General features: G+C 52.5%; 14 protein-coding genes. 11 read left to right on the top strand and 3 right to left on the bottom strand.

The window, feature by feature from the left end; all coding sequences use genetic code 11:
- Positions 1-6: 6 nt before the first annotated feature.
- Both B7988_RS04760 and B7988_RS04765 read right to left on the bottom strand, forming a co-directional pair.
- Complete coding sequence (locus B7988_RS04760; RefSeq protein WP_088657026.1) at positions 7-351, bottom strand: Hpt domain-containing protein; 345 nt, start codon at positions 349-351, stop codon at positions 7-9.
- Complete coding sequence (locus tag B7988_RS04765) at positions 348-2,051, bottom strand: EAL domain-containing response regulator (RefSeq protein WP_088657027.1); 1,704 nt, start codon at positions 2,049-2,051, stop codon at positions 348-350. The genes B7988_RS04760 and B7988_RS04765 overlap by 4 nt, the downstream gene beginning before the upstream one ends.
- A gap of 124 nt (positions 2,052-2,175) precedes the next feature.
- Here B7988_RS04765 and B7988_RS04770 point away from each other — a divergent pair, with 124 nt between their 5' ends.
- From B7988_RS04770 to B7988_RS04795, 6 genes are all read left to right on the top strand, one after another.
- Entirely contained in the window at positions 2,176-2,451 is a 276-nt protein-coding gene (locus B7988_RS04770; RefSeq protein ID WP_088657028.1) for a response regulator, read from the top strand.
- 4 nt (positions 2,452-2,455) lie between these two features.
- Positions 2,456-5,380, top strand: a complete 2,925-nt coding sequence (locus tag B7988_RS04775) for an amino acid permease (RefSeq protein ID WP_088657029.1) — start codon at positions 2,456-2,458, stop codon at positions 5,378-5,380.
- 20 nt (positions 5,381-5,400) lie between these two features.
- Complete coding sequence (locus tag B7988_RS04780; protein WP_088657030.1) at positions 5,401-8,487, top strand: response regulator; 3,087 nt, start codon at positions 5,401-5,403, stop codon at positions 8,485-8,487.
- Positions 8,488-8,645: 158 nt separating this feature from the next.
- Entirely contained in the window at positions 8,646-11,117 is a 2,472-nt protein-coding gene (locus tag B7988_RS04785) for a TonB-dependent receptor plug domain-containing protein (protein WP_249268850.1), read from the top strand.
- 56 nt (positions 11,118-11,173) lie between these two features.
- Complete coding sequence (locus tag B7988_RS04790; protein ID WP_088657032.1) at positions 11,174-12,583, top strand: sodium-dependent transporter; 1,410 nt, start codon at positions 11,174-11,176, stop codon at positions 12,581-12,583.
- Between the two features lie 124 nt (positions 12,584-12,707).
- Positions 12,708-14,351: a hypothetical protein gene (locus B7988_RS04795; RefSeq protein WP_141225560.1), complete on the top strand. Its 1,644-nt coding sequence runs from the start codon at positions 12,708-12,710 to the stop codon at positions 14,349-14,351.
- On the opposite strand, the gene B7988_RS04800 is transcribed toward B7988_RS04795, so the two are convergent.
- Positions 14,352-15,488 carry an LD-carboxypeptidase gene (locus B7988_RS04800; protein WP_088657034.1) on the bottom strand — a complete coding sequence of 379 codons (1,137 nt, stop codon included), beginning with the start codon at positions 15,486-15,488 and terminating at the stop codon, positions 14,352-14,354.
- Between the two features lie 186 nt (positions 15,489-15,674).
- Between B7988_RS04800 and B7988_RS04805 the strand changes: the two genes are divergently transcribed.
- The 5 genes from B7988_RS04805 (at position 15,675) to B7988_RS04825 (ending at position 19,991) form a co-directional block, all read left to right on the top strand.
- Positions 15,675-16,511: a DUF3450 family protein gene (locus tag B7988_RS04805; protein ID WP_088657035.1), complete on the top strand. Its 837-nt coding sequence runs from the start codon at positions 15,675-15,677 to the stop codon at positions 16,509-16,511.
- A complete protein-coding gene (locus B7988_RS04810; protein WP_088657036.1) occupies positions 16,511-18,073 on the top strand; it encodes a MotA/TolQ/ExbB proton channel family protein in 1,563 nt (520 codons plus the stop codon). The genes B7988_RS04805 and B7988_RS04810 overlap by 1 nt, the downstream gene beginning before the upstream one ends.
- Before the next feature lie 6 nt (positions 18,074-18,079).
- Complete coding sequence (locus tag B7988_RS04815) at positions 18,080-18,763, top strand: MotA/TolQ/ExbB proton channel family protein (RefSeq protein ID WP_088657037.1); 684 nt, start codon at positions 18,080-18,082, stop codon at positions 18,761-18,763.
- 59 nt (positions 18,764-18,822) lie between these two features.
- Positions 18,823-19,227, top strand: coding sequence for a biopolymer transporter ExbD (locus tag B7988_RS04820; protein ID WP_072798016.1), 405 nt, complete (start codon positions 18,823-18,825; stop codon positions 19,225-19,227).
- 140 nt (positions 19,228-19,367) lie between these two features.
- On the top strand, positions 19,368-19,991 hold the full coding sequence (locus B7988_RS04825) for an energy transducer TonB (protein WP_249268851.1): 624 nt from the start codon (positions 19,368-19,370) through the stop codon (positions 19,989-19,991).
- Positions 19,992-20,054: the final 63 nt, after the last annotated feature.

Genomic DNA, 20,054 nt, shown 5'->3' on the forward strand with positions numbered 1-20,054 from the left:
GAAAAATTATTCCGCGCAAAGCCTACCGAGCTCATCCTTCTTTTCGAGGATGGTATCGAGCAGGCTTTTGTAATCCATGTCGGTTTCGCTGCGCAACAATTCGGTGATTTCTACGACCGGCGTGTAGAGCGGCGTGAGCGAGAGGTTACCGAGGACGCCTTTCAGCGCATGGGCCGCCTCGAAGGCGGCTTTCAGGTCTTTCGCGGCAATGGAATCCTTGAGCTTGTCGAAATTGCCCTCGCCGGGAATGGTCGCCACGAGCTTCAGGTACAGAGCCTCGTTCCCGAAGCAGCGTGCAAGCCCTTCGGCGGTATTTGCCCCAAAAGTGTTCAGTTTATCGATGGTTATCATGCGCCTCTCCGGCGTTCAAGTTCCTTTTCGATGAAGGGTACAAAGTCCTTCGGCGGGACCGGCTTCGAGAAGAAGTATCCCTGGATAATCTGGCAGCCCATTCCCTTGAGGGTATCGAGCTGCGACTGCGTTTCTACGCCTTCCGCTACGGCAGGAATCTTGAGGAATTTCGCGATGCCCACCACGAGTTCCACGAGCTTCAGGTTGCGTTCGTCCTTTTCCATGTTGCGCACGAACGACATGTCGATTTTCAGGATGTCGATGGGGAGCGTGGTAATCATATTCAGCGAAGAATATCCGGCGCCGAAATCGTCCATCTCGATGCGGAATCCCTTCTTGCGCAAGTTCTTGATGACTTCGATAAGGCGCTCCATGTTCTCGCAGTAGGCGCTCTCGGTCACTTCGAGCATGTATTCTTCCGGAGAAAGGCCGTTTTCTTCGAGAAGGCGCATAAGTTTCGTTTCCAGTTCCGGGTCCATGATGTCGATGCGGGACACGTTCACGGAAACGGGCACCGTCACGCCGAATTCGTCCTTCCATTTGCGGATCTGTTTTGCGACCTCATTCCAGACAAAGTTGTCTACTTTTTGTATAAGGCCGTTCCCTTCGAACAGCGGAATAAAGTCGCCCGGACTGATGAATCCGAGTGTCGGGTGTATCCAGCGGATGAGGGCTTCTGCACTGGTGAGCCGCGGGGTATCTCCTTCGATGTTAAACTTGGGCTGGTAATAGACAACCAGATTCTTGTTGTCTATGGCGCTTTGCAAGTCGCGGATGAGTGTTTCCTCGAACATGTAGCGGGAATGCATCTCATTGTTGTAGCGGGTGAACGCCTGCGTCAGGTCGCCGCGGTTCTTGTCGCGGGCAGCTTTTGCGCGGTCAAACCATGCCTCGATTTCCACGTTGCGGTCTACGTTTTCCCAGAGGCCAAAGCGCACGCGGATGTGGTTCACCTCGAAAAATTCTGTAATGATTCCCTGGACAATGCTTCGGATGTTGTCGTAGTTTTCCTGGTGGGTCGCGAAGATGTAGAAGGTGTCTGCGTCTGCACGGCAGGCGATGGCGTTCATGGGGGCGAGTTCATTCTTGAGCGCGCTACCGATTTCTGCAAGCAGGCGGTCGCCAAAGTCCCTTCCGCAGAACTCGTTCACCAGGTGGAACTGCTCGATGTCAAATACTATTGCGTCGCGCGGGATGTCCCTGCTCCACAGCTCGATCTGGCGGATGTATTCAAAGAAGTAGTCCTTGGTGTAGAGGCCGGAAATATGGTCGCGCTCCGTCTGGCGGATAATGTCCTGGTCTTCGAAGAGTTCGATGATTCTTTCGCAGCGGGCGAGCACCACTTCGGGCATGTCGAAGGGTTTGGCGATAAAGTCGGCGGCGCCCAGCTTGAGGCTGCGGACTTCGGATTCCTTTTCGGAGGTCATCACGATGACCGGGATGCGCTTGAGTGTTTCGGTGGTTTCTCTTTTTTTCAGGAATTCAAACCCGTCCATCACGGGCATGAGCAGGTCCAATAGGATAAGCGAAAACCGCTTGTCTTGCTTGGAGAGGGCTTCGAGGGCTTCCTTGGCGTTGTCGGCGTATTCGACGTCGTAGTTCACGGAAAGGATATTGCCCAAAATTTCGCGATTTACCACCTCGTCGTCTACGATTAGGACGTGTCTCTTGACGGTAGTGATCTGGCGTAGTTTTTTCATTGGAGAAAACTCCTTTTATCCGTGAATAAATATATGTAAAAAGAAATAAAAAGGTATCGGATTGTGCGACAAAGCATTTTTTTTAGATATCTTTAAAACAGAATTACCAGAATACGAGGTCCCCATGTTCGGTCGACACCTTCCCCTGAGCGAACAGGCTTTGCAAGTTATCGAGCAGATCGGCGAAGATATGCCGGGCGGCTTTTTCATTTACAAGGCGACTGCGGCCATCAGGACCATGACGACCTATGCAAGGAGAATCCCCATCGTGGCGATGACCGCGAACGCCTTTGCCGACGATATCCGCAAGGCGAAGGAAGTCGGCATGAACGACCATATCTCCAAACCGCTGGACTTTAAGGAACTTGCGAAAATTTTGCAGAAGTGGATAAGGGTGTAGTGTTATGTTGTCTGAAAAACACAAAAAATTGTCCGTTTTGAGTGCGTGGGCGCTCTCCTTCGGTTGTGCCGTAGGCTGGGGTGCATTCGTGATGCCCGCGACAACGCTCCTGCCGATTGCGGGCCCCCTGGGAACAGTTATCGCCCTTGTGCTTGGCGCCGTGCTGATGGGTGTTGTCGCCTACAATTTCCACATCATGATGAACCGCATTCCCGGCACGGGGAGCGTATTCTCCTTTACCAAGCAGCTTTTCGGCTACGACCATTCCTTCCTTTGCACCTGGGCCACGGCCCTTGCGTACCTGGCGGTATTGTGGGCCAATATGTCGGCCTTTGTGCTGTTTATCCGTTTCTTGTTCGGACCCGTATTGCAAAGGGGCTTCAGTTATACCATCATGGGCTACGAGGTCTGGGCAGGCGAGCTGTTTACCACGCTTGCAATCATACTTCTGTTCGGGTTCATCAGTTGCAGGAACACCAACGTGCTGCGCCTGGTGAATACGGTGCTTGCCCTCATATTCTTTGGCGGTGTGGTCGGCCTGTTTGCAATTATTGCCTGCAAGGGCGGGATTGATTTCTCGGATATGGGCCCGACCTTTGCGACGTCGGGAGTCGCGAAGGACCATTCCCCCCTGATGCAGATCGTGAACGTGCTGGTGCTTGCCCCCTGGGCATTTGTAGGCTTTGGCGTGGTGAGCTTTGCCTCTTCCACCTATGACTTCAAGCCGAAATACGGTTTCGCCATCATGGTGGCGGCTCTTGCAACTGGAGCGATTGTCTACGCCCTCATAGCTCTTTTTTCGGTTTCGGCAAACCCTGCAGGATCCGGCAATTGGGAAACCTATTTTGCCAACCTGCAAAACTTCAAGGGAATCGATGCCGTCCCGGTATTCCACGCCGTTTTCAGGACCCTCGGCAACGGCGGCCTTATTGTGCTCGCCATAACCATCACGGCGGCCATTTCCACGAGCCTTCTTGGGCTTTACCGAACAATCGGGCGCATGTTCCTGAGCCTCGCCGAAGATTCCGTGATGCCGTCCTGGTTCGGGCATATCAACCGTCACGGCGCCACCAACTACGGCATTATCTACGTGATGCTCCTTTCCTGCATTATTCCGTTCTTCGGGAGAACGGCCATCGGCTGGATTGTGGACATCACCTCCATCAGTGCATCTATCATTTATCTGTATGTTTCTGCGGGGATAGTGAAAATTGCCCGCAGTGAAACCGGCAGGCGAAAGACGGTGCTGAACTTTACCGGAATCCTGGGTGTCGTAATATCCGCCTTCTTCTTTTTCTTCCCGCTTACGCCGACGCTTTGGAACATGAACACAATTGCCACGGAGTCCTTCATGATTCTGATGGCGTGGAGCATTGTGGGGTTCGTCGTTTACAGGGCCGTGTTCATGCGCGACCAGGAGAACCGTTTCGGTAAGTCGGCCATCATGTGGGTGACCATGCTGTTCATATTGCTGTTCTCGGCGGTGATGTGGGAACGCCAGGTCACCAACGACGAGGCCGAGAAAGTCATTGTGCATATCAGCGAGTTCCATACGGATCTGCATAAAAAGATGCATATTCCCATGACCGAAGCCCAGGTGGTACAGGAAAAGGACTTCATGGAAGAGCAGATGGACCTTGTCCGTGATTCCCAGCTGAAGAACAATTTGGTAGAAACGCTCTTCATTATCCTGTGCATTTTCATCGTGGTGAACATCTACCGCACGCAGCAGCAACGTGAACAGAAACTGGACCACGAAAAGCATATCGCCGAGGAATCCAACAAGGCAAAGACCATATTCCTTTCGAACATGAGTCACGACCTGCGCACGCCCATGAATGCCATTATCGGCTACACCAACCTGGCGCGCAAACCGGAGGCGACCCCCGAGCAAATCCAGAAATACCTGACCAAGATCGATTCTTCGAACATGTACCTGATGGCCCTCATCAACGATATGCTCGAAATGAGCCGCATCGAAATCGGGAAGATGGAACTGGAAGAGCGGCCCACCGACCTGCGGAAAATGATGGATGAAATCCGCGACATGTTCGAGGCGCAGATGGTGGGCAAGAACATCGCCTTTGCCGTGAAATACGACGGCCTCAGGAACCCGGTGGTGCTCTGCGACAGGAACCGCATGAACCGCGTGATTCTGAACCTGGTCAGCAACGCATTCAAGTTTACTTCGGAAGGCGGGCACGTTTCCGTGACTCTCGCCGAAAAGGAATGCATCGAAGAGGGCAAGGCCGCGTTCGAAATCCGCGTGAAGGATGACGGTATCGGCATTTCGCCCGAGTTTGCAGACCGCGTGTTTGACGCCTTCGAGCGGGAACGCGTCTCGACCATCAGCGGCGTGCAGGGAACGGGCCTCGGGCTTGCCATTGCAAAGAACGTGGTGTCATTGATGGGCGGGACAATCAAGTTTGAATCGACAGTCGGCAAGGGGACGGAATTCTTCGTGAATGTGGTACTGAAGACAGCCGCAGGCACGGAGGTTCCCGAAAGTGGCAAGCGCAATATCTCCATCGCGGCCAAGGCGGATTTCACGAATATGCGCCTATTGCTGGTAGAAGACATGGAAGTGAACCGCGAGCTTGCAAAAATCATTCTGGAAAGTCTCGGGTTCAAGGTCGAGATGGCGGTAAACGGCAAGCAGGCGGTCGATATGGTGGAGAAGAACCCCGCCGGTTACTACAACGGGATTGTCATGGATATCCAGATGCCCGTGATGGACGGCTGCGAAGCGAGTCGCCAGATTCGAGCGCTCTCCGACAAGAAGAAGGCGGAAGTTCCCATTATCGCCATGACTGCGAACGCCTTTGGCGATGACCTCAAGAAGTCGAAAGACGCCGGCATGAACGCTCACCTGGCGAAGCCCATCGATGTCGGCATGCTCACGGAAACACTTGCGCAGTGGGTACGGTAAAGTTTTAACAGGACAATGTTATGGAAACGAAAAAAAGAATCGGGATTGTAAGTATCGCCATTATCGTGGCCCCCATCATCGTTATCATCCTTGTGCTGGGGACAATCTTCACGGGTCGCCATGCGAGCGGAGATACGGAAAAGGCCGTGCGCAACGTAACGCTCCTCTTTATGAACGAACTCGCGAACCGCCGCGAACAGGTGGTGGCGTCGAAATTGAACGGCTACATCAACGACCTAGATGTGGCGGTGGGCCTGCTTTCAAAAGAAGACCTCGCAAGTACCGCAAGCTTGCAGAGCTACCAGCTCCGCATGAAGCAACTGTACGGTCTAGAAAAGTTCGCCTTCGTGGACACTACGGGTCTCATCTACACATCCCGCGGTACGCGCACCGACATTGATCTCTATAATTTCGATTACAGGACCCTGGCAAAATCCGAAATTTCATTAAAGAAAAACAGTGAAGAAAAGAAGACTGTTGTCATTGCCGTGCCTGTGGACCGTCTTGCCTTTAATGGTCGGGTTTTGGTCGTGTGCTTCATGGAAATCGACATGAACCGCATGCTGGAAGGTATTTCGCTGGAATCCGACCGGCAGGGAATTACATTTTGCAACATCTACTCGAAGGCAGGCAATTCGCTTACGAACCTGGTGCTAGGTGGGCTTGCGAGCGGCGACAATCTGCTTGCCGCCATGGAAAAAGCCGGATTCGAAAAAGGCTTCTCCATGGAAAAGATGCGCTCCGACTTCGCGAACCACGAGGCGGGCGTCGTTTCCTTCGAGTACAACGGCATCCGTGAAACCATGTACTATGTTCCCATCCATTCTACGGACTGGATGCTGACCTACCTTATCCGCGAAAGCGTCATCTCCGAGCAAATCGGTTCCATTTCGGAAGACATTTTGGAACGCAGCCTTCTGCTATCCGGAATTATCGCGCTAGTGCTCTTGACCGTGTTCCTGTTCCTCTTCATGCAAATCAGGCGTACCTCTCAACTCAAGTTAGAAAAAGAGGTGGCCGATGCCGAAAGCCGCATCAAGCAGGAAAAACTGGAAGAACAGCTTGCGCTCCAGCAGAAGTTAGTTGAAGAAGAACGCAAGAGGAACGAACAGCGTAACATGATTACCGCGCTTGCGTCAGATTACCGCAGCGTCTACTACCTGAACCTGGATACCGGAATGGCGATATGCTACCGCAAGGACGGCTCCGTTCCCGCGCCCTTCAAGGAAGGGGACGAAATCGGCTACCTGGAAAATTTTTCAACCTATGCCGAAAAGTTCGTCGCTCCGGAATTCCGCGAAAAGTTCCTCGCCTTTATACAGCCCGAAAACGTGCGCGCGGGTGTCGCGAAGAACAAGATCTATACCTTGCGCTACCTAGCAAACCATGGCGGCAAGGAAAGTTACGAAATGCTGCGCATGGCGGGCGTGCACAATGCCGGCGACGCCCCGGATGCACCGCTCCGCATTGTAGGTTTCGGATTTTCCGATATCGACGAGGAAATGCGTGATTCCCTTGCCAAGAGTCAGGCCCTTTCCGATGCGCTCAAGACGGCAGAAGAGGCGAGCAAGGCGAAGACCATATTCCTCTCCAACATGAGCCACGAAATCCGCACGCCCATGAACGCGATTATCGGCCTCGATAGCCTTGCGCTGCACGAACCCGAGATTTCGTCGAAGACGCGCGGCTACCTGGAAAAAATCGGCTCCTCCGCAGAACACCTGCTGAGCCTCATCAACGAGATTCTGGACATGAGCCGTATCGAGAGCGGCCGCACGAAGATCAATAGCGAAGAATTCTCGTTCCCCAAGCTTTTGGAGCAGGTGAACACTATCATCGACGACCAGAGCCGTACCAAGGGCCTGAACTATTCGTGCCATGTGGCGGGCAGCCTGGACGACTACTACGTCGGCGACGTCACCAAGATTCGCCAGATTCTCATCAACATCCTGGGCAATGCGGTCAAGTTCACCCCGAAGGGCGGAAACATCGACCTCAACGTGGAAAAGATTGCTGCGTTCGACAACAAGTCCACGCTCGTCTTCAAGATTAGCGATACCGGTATCGGCATCAGCAAGGAATTCCTACCCAAGATTTTCGACACGTTCACCCAGGAAAACGCCACCACGGCTTTCGAGTACGGCAGCAGTGGCCTCGGCATGGCGATTACCAAGGGTATCGTCGACATGATGAACGGTAAGATCGATGTGGAAAGCGAAAAGGGCAAGGGGACCACGTTCTGCGTGACGCTCACCCTCAACGACAGCATGCGCAAGCAGGCGACCGACGACGAAATCGAAATCCACCCGAGCGAAATGAGCGTGCTGGTGGTGGACGACGACGAGATTGCCCTGGGGCACGCGAAACTCGTGCTCGGCAAGGCGGGAATCCTCACCGACACGGTGCTTACGGGCAAGGAAGCGGTGGAGATGGCGAAACTCCGCCACGCGAGACGCGAACCCTACAACCTGATTGTGGTTGACTGGCAGATGCCCGAGATGAACGGCATCGAGACGGCGCGCGAAATCCGCAAGGTGACCGGCGACGAGTCCGCCATTATCATATTGACAGCCTACAACTGGGACGACATCCTGGACGAGGCCCTGGCAGCCGGCGTGGACTGCTTCATTTCTAAGCCCTTGTTCTCGGGAATCCTGCTGGACGAATTCAAGAATGCCCTCCGGCGCAAGAAGGAACACACCTCGCTTGCGAAGAACAAGGCGGAACTTGCCGGAAAGCGGGTTCTCCTTGCCGAAGACATGGAAGTCAACGCGCAGATCATGATGGAAGTGCTGAAAATGCGGGACTTGCAGGTGGAACTGGCCGTAAACGGTCGCGAGGTCCTGGAAATGTTCCGCGACCATCCCGAAAATTATTACGATGCCATCCTTATGGATGTGCGCATGCCCGAAATGGACGGTCTGGAAGCGACAGCCGCCATCCGCAAGCTGGAGCGCTCCGACGCCAAGAAGGTTCCCATTATTGCGCTCACGGCAAACGCCTTCGACGAAGACGTGCAGCGGAGCCTGCAGGTGGGCATGAATGCGCACCTGAGCAAGCCGGTAGAACCCGACGTACTCTTCGAGACGCTCGAGGAATTGCTGTAATCCATTTTTTTTTAGGTGAAGGTAACACATTTCGTTCCCTCGGGTGTTACAATGGCAAATAGGGCCTCCTATTTGCTATTTTTGAGAGAACGCGAGCTATTTTGAAACGTTATATTGAAATTTTTGCTTTGTTGCTGGCTATGTTGAGTGTAGCCGCCGTGGCACAAGAACCTGTGCCCGATTCGCTTGCACCCCAAGGAATCACCTTTAACGGAATCGTACAGGATTCCTCTTTTGCCCCGGGCGAAAAACTCAATGTCGAAATCCTGGAGTCGGGCGAGGCGCTGCAAACCACCGTGGGCACGCCCTTTAGCATTGTGCTTCCCGAAGATACCCTTTGGAATGTGTGCGTCACGAATTCGGACACGGCGGGCGCCGAAAAAGAAAAATGCTACGAACTCAAGTACATTGGCGCTGAACGCAGTTTCTCGCAAGCGCTTGGCGAGGCTTTTGCAGAACCCGATTCTATAGTAGAAGGGGAAGGCCTTCCCCTCGCTGCTGCCGTTGACTCGGCATCCGCTACCCCTTCTAGCGGGACCGTCGCCCCGCAACGCCCCGACTCGCTTGCAAAAGATACTTTGGCACAAGATTCCGCGAAGCAAAACGTCGACGTCGATGCTCTCCTTGCTGCGGGTGGCAACGAGAAGGTGACCGAACTCAAGAAAGTCGTGGTGCAGTTGCGCCGTCGCCCCAAGCGTAAGCCCGGCGAATCTGTAGTGTCGGCCAAGTCCATCAAGCGTATGCCCAGCCTCGCCGAAGCCGACGTTATCAAGAGCATCCAGGCGCTCCCGGGCGTGGTCGCCAGCTCCGATTTTAGCTCCAAGATTTATGTGCGCGGTGGCGCCGCCGACCAGAACCTGTTCCTGTTCGACAATGCTGTCGTTTATTCGCCGGTGCATTTCTTCGGGCTGTTCAGTACCTTCCTGGTCGAAGGCATCGATGACGTGCAATTCTACAAGAGCGGATTCCCGGCGCAGTACGGTAACCGCTTGAGTTCCGTGCTCAAGATGGATGGCCGCGCGGGTGGTCAGGATACCGTTGACGAATGGTTCAGCAAGTCCAGTATCAAGATCAGTACGTTTGCGGCGCAGGTTCATACTGAAGGCCACAAGGGGCCTGTTCGCTGGGTTCTCGCGGGCCGTACCACTTACATCGGTTACATGCTCGACTTGATGAACGCCCTTGACGTTATTGACTTGTCGCTGGATTATGAATTTACCGACTTGCAGGGAACGCTCATGTACGATTTTAGCGATGACACCCGCATGAAATTCAGTTATTATGTCGGTAAAGACCGCTTGAGTTTTGATCCGCTCTATATGGACTGGGGCAACGTGGCGATTCCGCTCGGATTTTACCACCGCTTTAATGGCGACTGGGACTACAACGCGACCCTTGCCTTCAGCGAATTTTATCAGACCATGAAGGTGAGCGACCTCATGTCGATTGAGATGTACCTTTATACATTCGCAGGCAAGCAGTGGGTCAATTACCGCGGCATTCCGAACCATACGCTCACTGCGGGTTACGAACTGGAATACGACTACGAACGTTATGGCGAACAAATGTCTACGCTTAGTATTGCCGATATTCAAAAACCGTTCCACCATGTGGGTTACCTGCAAGATGCCTGGAAACTTGCGCCCGATTACTTGTTGCAATATGGCTTGCGCTTTAATTACCAGACGGCCGCAGAACATTTTGGCGTAGAACCCCGTGCGTCGCTCAGTGTCAATATCGATGACGACAAGACGGTGGAATTCTATGGTGGCTACTACCTGCAGTATTTGAACTCGATTGTCTATACCGACCAGGAAACGCTAAACGAATTCTACTATCCGGCGACTACGACTACCAAGGGCAAGCACATCAAGCCGGCTTCTTCTTGGCTGTTTGCGGCCGAATACAGCCAGCGTGGCATTATGGAAGACTACGACGCCACCGTGGGTGTTTACTACAAGACTCAAAGTAACTTGAATACGTTTGTGGCAGTCCTCGACAGTAACGAAGAAACGGCTTCGGACGACTTTGTGGTGGCAGACGGATTCGGTACGGCGGAAGGCTATTCTTTCGGTTACGAACTTTCGCTCCGTAAAGATAAGGGCTGGTGGTTTGGCGGTATAAACTGGAGCCAGAGCATTAGTGTCATGAAGGTGGACGATGGTACCAAGCCCTATTTCCCGAGTTGGCACCAGCCCTACGCCCTCAAGATGGATCTGGGTATCAACTGGCGCGGCCCGGAAGATGCGTTGACCGTACACCCGACACAGAAAGATATGTATGTGAGGTCTTCTGTGATTATGAAATATTCGGCGGGCATGCCCATGAGTGAATACAAGGGTTACTACATCTCGGAACACCTCGGTCATCAGGAATATTCCGACGAAACGGTCGTGGTGCCGGGAAGCCGCAATGGCGCCCGTCAGACAGATTATTTCCGTATCGATGTGAAGGCGATTGACATCGGCCGCGAAGGCAAGTGGAACTTTAGTTGGACGATTATCAACTTGACCGATCATGAAAACATGTTCTTTACATTCTACGATACGGGCAAGAATCCCCCCGAAAAAACGGAGATTACGCAGTTCCCGTTCTTGCCGATTATGCTCAGTTACGAGTATTATTTCTAGAATTTTGTATAACGTGGTGACAAGGATTGCGGAAATTTTCTATAGTTCCTGTTACTATGGAACGCGAAACCTTTAAATCAAGACTCGGATTTATCCTCATTGCCGCCGGTTGCGCCATTGGCCTGGGCAACGTGTGGCGTTTCCCTTACATTGCTGGCCAGTACGGTGGAGCGGCCTTTGTGCTCCCGTACCTCGGCTTCCTGCTTTTCCTGGGCCTGCCCATCTTGATGGCTGAACTCGCCCTGGGTCGTGGAGGCCGAAGCGGTATCGCCCGCGCCTTCGACAACCTGGAAAAACCGGGTACCAAGTGGCATTGGGCCAAGTTCCCGCTGATTTCGGCCAACTATATATTAATGGCCTTCTACTCGGTGGTTACTGGCTGGATGTTCTATTACTTCTACAAGATGGTGACCGATCCCAAGTTCCTCTTGGGCACTCCTGATGAGATTGCGTCCGGCTTCGGCGAAATGCTTTCGAATCCGGGCCTCATGATTTTCTGGATGACGGTTGCCATTGTCATTGGCCTCTTTATCGTGTCGCTTGGCCTTCAGAAGGGTGTGGAACGCATCACCAAGATCATGATGATCTGCTTGCTTGTCATTATGGTGATCCTCGCGGTTCGCGCCGTGACGCTCCCCGGCTCTACGGCTGGCCTCGAATTCTACCTGTTGCCGTCTTTGGAACGCCTTACGCAATCGGGCAAGGGTCTGGGCGAGGCTATCTTTGCCGCCTTTGCACACGCCTTCTTTACCTTGAGCCTCGGTATCGGTAGCATGGCTATTTTCGGTAGCTACATCGGAAAGAATCATTCCCTGGCAAAAGAAGCCACGAGCGTCTGTATTCTTGATACCGTCGTCGCCTTGGTCGCGGGCGTCATTGTGATTCCCAGCTGCTTTGCCTTCAACCAGTCTCCTGGTCAGGGCCCGGGCCTTATCTTCGTGACGCTTTCTAACGTGTTCGCCATGATGCCTGCCGGTAGATTCTTCGGTGCCGCATTCTTCCTGTTCATGTCGTTTGCGGCCATGTCTACCTTGATTGCCGTTTTCGAAAACCTGGTGTCGTTCTGGATGGACCTCAAGGGATTCAAGCGCCGCAAGGTCGCCTATTGGAACATCTTGATCGTATTCCTGCTTTCGCTCCCCTGTGCCCTCGGCTTCAACATGCTTTCGAGCTTTGAACCGTTCGGCCCCGGCAGCTGCGTTCTGGACCTCGAAGACTTTATCGTGAGCAACACCATGCTCCCGGCTGGTGGCATGTTCATCGCCATCTTCTGCTCTAGCCGCTATGGTTGGGGTCAGGAAAAGTTCTTTGCCGAAATGAATGCCGGTAAGGGTTACAAGATCCCTTACAATGCCGCCTTCAGAATCTACTTCAAGTGGATTTTGCCGGCTCTCGTTTCGATCCTCCTGATTCAGGGTTACCTCTCCAAGTTTGCGCCGGAACTCTGCGCCAAAATCTTTGGATAAGTCAATTCGATGCGACGAAGAACCGCTCCCTAAAAAGGGGCGGTTTTTTTTGTGAAAATTACTTGCGGTGGGTAACACTTTTTAGGGGTTTGGGTGTTCTAATTATGTAAATTTGAAGGACCCGATGAAGAATAAACTTGCAATCTGTTGCTCATTGCTTTTGACCGCATTGTTCCTTGCGGCCTGTAGCGACTTTCATGGCCCCTGGGATTACTATCCTGAAAAGCGCGATGTCTACACGGGTATTTTCACTTACGGCACCATTGTGGCTGACGAAAATCCCGAAATCTGTTTTTCGAAAATCTATGAACTCGACGAAACGTCTTCTAAGGATTTTGCCTTTTATGATAGCGCCTACGTGACGGTGAAGGGCTATTTTAAAAGGACTACCAACGACGAAGATGTTGATACGACAATTGTTTTGTGGGCCTATAGAGACAAGCCGAATTGTTTTTCTTCGGATTACATGGGCGTGGTGGGCAAGTCCTACACTATGGATGCCTACTTTGAATGGGATAGTTCAGGCCATAAGGCTAAATCCAGGTACACGGCCGAGGCGACTATTCCGACGCCTGTAAGGATCAAGGGTCTGAATGTTCCTCTGCAAAATGGGGACTACGAGTGGCTCCCTTATGACGAAAAGAATCCTGAATTTAGAGTTAAGTTTCTGGAATTTCCGATGGATATGGAATTTGTCAAGTGCGCGGTGGATTTTGATCGCGAAGTAGCGGGTGCCATTTCGATTTTGCGTTACGGTATCAAGAATGCGGAATCGCAGAAGACCACTATTAATAACATGCTTAAAGGCCTTACAAGCGAAGATGACGAAGGCTACCGCGGTATTGCGATGCACGATCCGCTTGAAAGACGTGAGAATTTGGGCTTTTCCATGAACCGCTGGGTTGGCGGTTACAACATGCTCGATACGCTTTACCTGATGAACATGATGATGCCTTTGGGCGAAATCTATGTGGATTTCTATTCCACCGATGCGGCCTATGTCGATTACGAAACGAAGGTGACGGAGTCGTTCAATGATTCGCGCGTTGTTCCGGAATCAAACATCAAGAACGGTATGGGCGTGTTTAGCGGTATGTCCAAGACAACTATTAGCTTGTATGTGGAAGGCGACGGTGTTAGCATGAGTCATATTGCTTTAAGCAATTGCGACGATGCCAGTGGCGACAATTCCGATAGCTGGGATTCTAGAGGGTGCAGACTTTATCAGGATGTTGCCTGCGCTTCTTTAGACTATGAATATGATGGTTATTATGACGATTTGATATCGCTGAATGAACGTGCGTATAAGGAATATAGGGATTCAGTCCATAACCGGCATCTAAAGACTTGCTATGCCTCGCACGTGAAGGCCGCCATGATGCTCGATACGACCAAGTGGTCGCTGTTCTTGCCCGACACGATTGGCGAAGGTGAAAAGTTTATGGCCTATTCCGATGGACTCAAGCGTTACTGCGTGGCGAGCAACTTTGAAAATAATAAAATTGCCGACTGTTACGGATTGTATCAGCAGTGTATCGAAAGCCCGGAAAAAAACAGCTGCAAGGAATATTTGTGGTTGTGGTGTGCTGACCGTGGCTGGCCCGATATGGAACAGTGCAAGAGTGCGCTTGTTAGCCGCTATTATTTGCAAGAGCAAAAGTCCAGCATTCTCCAGCGCGAAGTTCAGAATGTTTGCAACTATTATCACCCCGCTATTTGTGACAACTGGTGCGAAAAGCAGAAAGACGGCCGCATGAAATGCCAGTAATTATTCAATATTGAAGGTCTTACCCGAAAGCATCAGGCGAATCGCATTCGAAAGGGTAGTCTTGTTTGTGAGTTTGTCTGTATCGACATCTTTGGTTTTGCCGCCGATGTCAAAGGCGAGTGTGGCGCCTTTGTCGGTTACGTTCATCTCAACCTTTGCACCCATGACGAGCGGCAGGTTTACGTCGTCGTGACCGGCGGGGAATCCACACATGACAGGAATGTCGTATTTCTTGAGGTAGCTTGAAAGCATGGCTTCGGTGCTTTCGTAGTCGAGATCGGTGCCGGAATCTACGAATTCGCCGAGAATCACGCCGCGTACATTTTCCATGACACCGTGCAACTCGATGGAATGGAACATGCGGTCGATGTTACGCAGGTTCTCGCCGATTTCTTCCATGAACAAGATGATTCCGTCGTTCTGGAAAACGTCGATGTCGCTTGCGCCAATGAGCGGTACGAAGGTGGTCATGTTGCCGCCTACAAGAATACCCTCGGCTTTGCCCTTCTGGTTATACTTGTGCTTGGGGACCTTGTAAGTCGGCACTTCGCCCTTGAGCAAGTCGCGCAGGAGTGTGCTGTTGTCGTCTTTGCCTGCGGTTTTGGCGATGCTGGAACTCATGGTGCCGTGAATGCTCATGACGCCCGCCTTGGTTTGCATGGCGTGCAGTGTGGTGATGTCGCTATAGCCGATGAGCCACTTGGGATTCTTTTTCACGAGTTTCGGGTCAATGAGGTCGACCAGCTGAATGGTGCCGTAGCCGCCGCGGTTTGCAAGGATTGCCTTGATGCTTGTGTCCTTGAGGGCAGCGATAAAGTCATCGGCGCGTTCTTCGGCGGTGCCAGCGTATTTGCCAGCATCGAGTTTGTCTACATTCTTGCCGATAACGGGCGTGAATCCCCAGTCCTTGATGACGTCGGCGGTCTTTTGAATGTTGGAATCGGGAGTGGTGTACGAGGGCGAAATCAAGGCGATTTTGTCGCCTTTTTTCAGGAATGCTGGCATTGTGCATTCGGCGAGCGGAGCCGTTTTTTCTCCGGGCCATTCTATGGCGCCAGTGGAGCCGTCGTCGCTACAGGCGGAAAGGAAACATAGGGCAACAATAGCACTGAAAGTGCAAATTTTTTTAATATCCATAATCACCTTCTTAATTTTGTAAACATAAATATACCTTGAAGGCCGGTTCATGTCAATTAAAAAGGGGCGGAATGGGGCGCCGGATGGGGCCAAACGCTAAAGTTTTTTTGATATATCGGTAACACTTTTGTTTTGGCCGGGTGTTTTAATTATGTAATTTTGATGTCTCACTTATTGCGGAAAGTTATGAAACGACTGAAATTATTACCGTTGACGCTTGTCGTGATGCTCCTTTCGGGAGTGGCGTTTGCCGACCGCGACGCCGAAATTCGCGATTTGAAGCTGGAAAAAGACAAGCTGAATTCCGAAATTCAGAAATTGAACCGCCAGATTGCCTCGACCGATTCGATGCTCAAGGCGGACGATTCCCGTTACAAGACGTTGCAGGCCCGTTACAAGGCCGACACGGAACGCCGTCGTAGCGAAATCGATACCTTGAATGTGAAAATCAAGAACGTGGCCGCCGAACTCCAGACGGAACGGGGCAAACAGGCCCGCGCCAAAAACAAGAGCGACAATGTGGCCGCCAAGCGCAAGGCCCTGCGCGAAGAACTCGCTGGCATCAGCAAGCGATTAGAGGCGCAAGTCGCGCAGACGCTCCCGTGGGAACGCGAAAGCAGGCTTGACCGCGTCAAATCGCTTACCCGCGATATCGAAAGCGGTAACGCCAGCGAAGAAGAAGCCTTTTCTCGCCTGAAGTCGCTTATTGCCGAAGAAACCAAGTTCGGTGACGAGGTGGCAATCATCAACAGCCCGCTGACCCGTAAAGACGGTGAACTCATTAATGCGGCGATTCTGCGCATTGGTAACCAGTGGATGGTTTACAGCGACGACAACGGTACCGTTTTCGGAACGCTCGTGCGCAAGATGGTGGACGGCAAGATTGTTTACGAATGGAACGAAGACTTGAATCTGGAAGAACGTGCTGCTGTAAAACTCGCGCTCGACGTGAAGCAGGCGAAAAAGCCGCCTCAGGTCGTGAAACTGCCCGTAAGCCTTTCTGTGGTGGGGGGTGAAAGATAATGTTTAATGTGAAAATGTGTAATGGTGTCTTTGCTGCAGTTCTGTTCCTCTCGGCCTCTTCCGCTTTTGCGTGGCCGTGGTCGGGCTCGGGCGAAAGCAAGGCCTCTGCCGAAGACCAGGCGCGAATCAAGGATTCCCTGCAGACCGAAGAAGTTCGCAACTTGCAGCGCGAAGTAGAGGCTTTGACCCGCATTCGCCTGCAGAAGGCCGATTCGCTTGAAAAGCTTGAAGCCGAACACTGGCGCAAGCGTTATGCCGAATCCCAGTTGACCGAAGAACACCAGGCCGCCTCGCGCGAACTGGATGCCCGCTATTCCAAGCTCTCGACCGATCTTGGCCGCGTGAGCGAAGAAGTGGCGGCCAGCAAGAGCCTGACCGAAGAAGCCGAAGAACGTGCGCAGTCCGAAGAATCTGCCTACGATGCATTGAATACGCAGGTAAAGCTTTCAATCGACAAGACGCTTGGCGATGCCATGGGCGATTACCCGGTGGGCATGAATGGTCGACTGATTCGCTTGAAACAAGCCGCCAACGAAGCCGAAAAGGCGACGCCGAATACGATTGGTGCGGTGCAGAGCTATATGGATGATTTGCTGATCCGCCATGAACTGACTTATACGCAGTCTTACGGCCGCGAAACTTCGCAGGTGGGGAGCCGCCCCGATGTGAACGTGAACCGCTTGCGCCTGGGTACCGTGTTCCTCGGCGAAGTCGCGCAAGATAACGGCGACGTGCAGGCATTGCTGCGCTCTGGCGCCTTGCAGGGCAAGGTGTTTGAATGGAATGCGGCGCTCCCGCCCGAAATTGCTGGAAACGTGAAGCAGGCCGTGGTGCAGGCAGGTTCTGCTGGCGAAACTGCTTCGCCGACGGTCGTGATTCCGCTGGATGTGCTCCAGAATAAGGCAATCAAGAATGCGATTACCGATACCAAGGAACTCACGATGACGGAAAAGTTCAAGGAGTTCTTCAAGAAGGGCGGCATCGTGATGTACCCGCTCATGCTGGTGGCGATTTTTGCGTTGCTCCTTTGCCTGGAACGCTTCTTGGTGCTGACTTTCCGCGGACACTTGGGTCGCCGCTTCCTCAAGAAACTGAATGCACTCGTGAAGGAATCCCGCTACGAAGATGCCGCAAATCTTTGCCTGAAAAAGGAAACGAGCCTTTCGCTGGTGCTGTTTGCGGTGCTGAACCGCGCCCGCGACAAGCGTGAAGATGCCGAACGTTCGCTGCAAGAAGCGATGTTGCGTGAACAGCCGAAATTGGAACGCCGCATGGGCCTGTTGGCGGCCATGGGGACGATTGCTCCGCTGCTTGGCTTGCTCGGTACGGTGACCGGTATCATTACGCTCTTTACCGTGATTACCGAAGTCGGTACGAACGACGCTCGCGTTTTGGCTGGCGGCATTTCCGAAGCCTTGGTGACTACGGAAACGGGCCTTGTGATTGCCATTCCGGTGATGATTTTGCATGGCCTTTTGAGCGAAAAGATTGAAAAGGTTACGAGCGAAATGTATGTGCAGAGCACCTCGCTGTTGAACAGGATTTTCGGAAAGGAAGCGTAAGCGGGCATGTCTAACACCCATTACATATTCCTGGAATCTCTGCAGAACACTTACCAGGCGGGTGGCGTGGTCATGCTCCCGATTCTCTTGGCAGGCGTTATCGGATTCTACTTCCTGTTTTCGAGCTGGTTCCGTATCGGGAGTGATTTCTTCCGTGCCGACATCCACAGGGTTATCAAGCGCATGCGTCTTGACTTGAACGGCGGTAACGAAGAATACGAAAAGAATGCCGAACCCCCGAGCGTCGAGAAGGCCTTGCGTAGGCTTCGCAAGCGTGGCGGACTTTTGGGTCGCGAACTGAGCTATGCGATTGATGTGGCAAAGGAAAATCCCGAAGGATTCCGCGACTATATGCAAGTGCGTCTCGCCAAGACGGTGCGCTACATGGAGCAAGGAAACCACATTGTGTCTGTGATGGCCTCGGCCGCACCGCTTCTGGGTTTGCTTGGAACCGTGACGGGCATGGTCTCGACTTTTGAAGTGATTACGCTTTACGGAAACCAGAATCCGGTGCTTATGGCCGATGGAATTTCTGAAGCGTTGATTTCGACGCAGAGCGGCTTGCTTGTCGCATTCCCGCTCACGCTCTTGAAACAGCGCCTGGATGAACGTGTTGAAATTTTGCGCCAGAAAATGGAACTCGGCGCGACCGTGATAGAGAATTATTTTGTGGAGAGTAAGTGCCCGTGATTCGTCATTGCGAGGCTTCGGAAGAAGCCGTGGCAATCCAGGAATGAAGGAATTGCATTATGGAATTCAATTTGCCGAGAAGAAAGCAGAAAGATATGGGCATCGAAATGGGCCCGCTGATGGATATCGTGTTCATCTTGCTCATTTTCTTTGTGGTGACGTCTTCGTTTACGCGTGAAACGGGTGTTGACGTGACTAAGCCGCAGGCACAGTCTGCAAGCCAGCTCGAAAAAGAGAACTTGCTGATTGCCATTACGCGCGAAGGCACGATTCACATGAACGAACGTCAGGTGGACTTGGCAAGCTTGCAGGATATCTTGAAGCAGTCGCTTGCAAAGGCTCCGGATCGCGAGGCGGTCGTGATTGCCGACAAGGGTGCTGAAACGGGTGTGCTTGTGCAGGTGATTGACATGTGCAACTTGGCTGGAGTCAAGAAGGTTTCGATTGCGGCGCAGGCGGAGTGACACGTAGTGTCATCCTGAGCTATACGAAACTTAGAACTTTAGTTCTGTAGTTGAGTTAGGTTCGCAGGAGCACGCGGAGCGCGTCGAAGGATCTAAGTAAGATTTTTTTTGATTGTATGTTTAGATATTTGAAAAAAATAGTGAAGCGTTTTAGCATTTTACTTGCGGCGGTTCTCGCGAGTATGCTTCTCGTGTTCTCGGTGACGATGGCGAACTTGTTCTTGAGCGGCAAGGTCTTTCATGAAAAGAAATACAACAAGACCGAAATCGCAATCAAGAAGGTGGACGAAGTCGAGAAAAAGGTGGAAAGGAAAAAGCCCGCACGCAAGCCGAATCGCATGAAGTCGAATTCCCGCTCGCCCAAGGCGGGCCCGCGCTTTGCGATGAACCTGGGGGCTGCTTCGGGTAACGGTGGCGCAGCCGTCAGCCGCGACTTGGTGGCCGATTTCCGCGGCGGAGCGCTTTCGACGGAAAAAGGCGATGTGGACAAGAAACCCGAAAGCCGCAGCATGGCGAATTTTCAGGTGCCGCCCAAGATTCGCGATAACGAAATTGATGCGACGCTCCGACTCAGTTTTTGCGTCGATGTCAGCGGCAAGGCATACGACATCAAGGTCCTGGAAGAATCTCCTGCTGGCTCTGGGCTTGCGCAGGCCGGTCGAGAGGCTCTTGGGCGCATGACGTTTAGCCCTGCCGAAAAGGCGGGCAAGGCGGTGCCCTTCTGTGGCATGGAACAACCGTTTGAAGTGAAGTTTAGGGACTGATGCGATGTGTAGTGTGTAATGTGGAATGGAAAGTAATGTATGGTGTCATCCTGAGCGGAGTCA

Origin of the sequence: Fibrobacter sp. UWB1, from assembly GCF_002210325.1 — a bacterium.
Taxonomy (GTDB): domain Bacteria; phylum Fibrobacterota; class Fibrobacteria; order Fibrobacterales; family Fibrobacteraceae; genus Fibrobacter.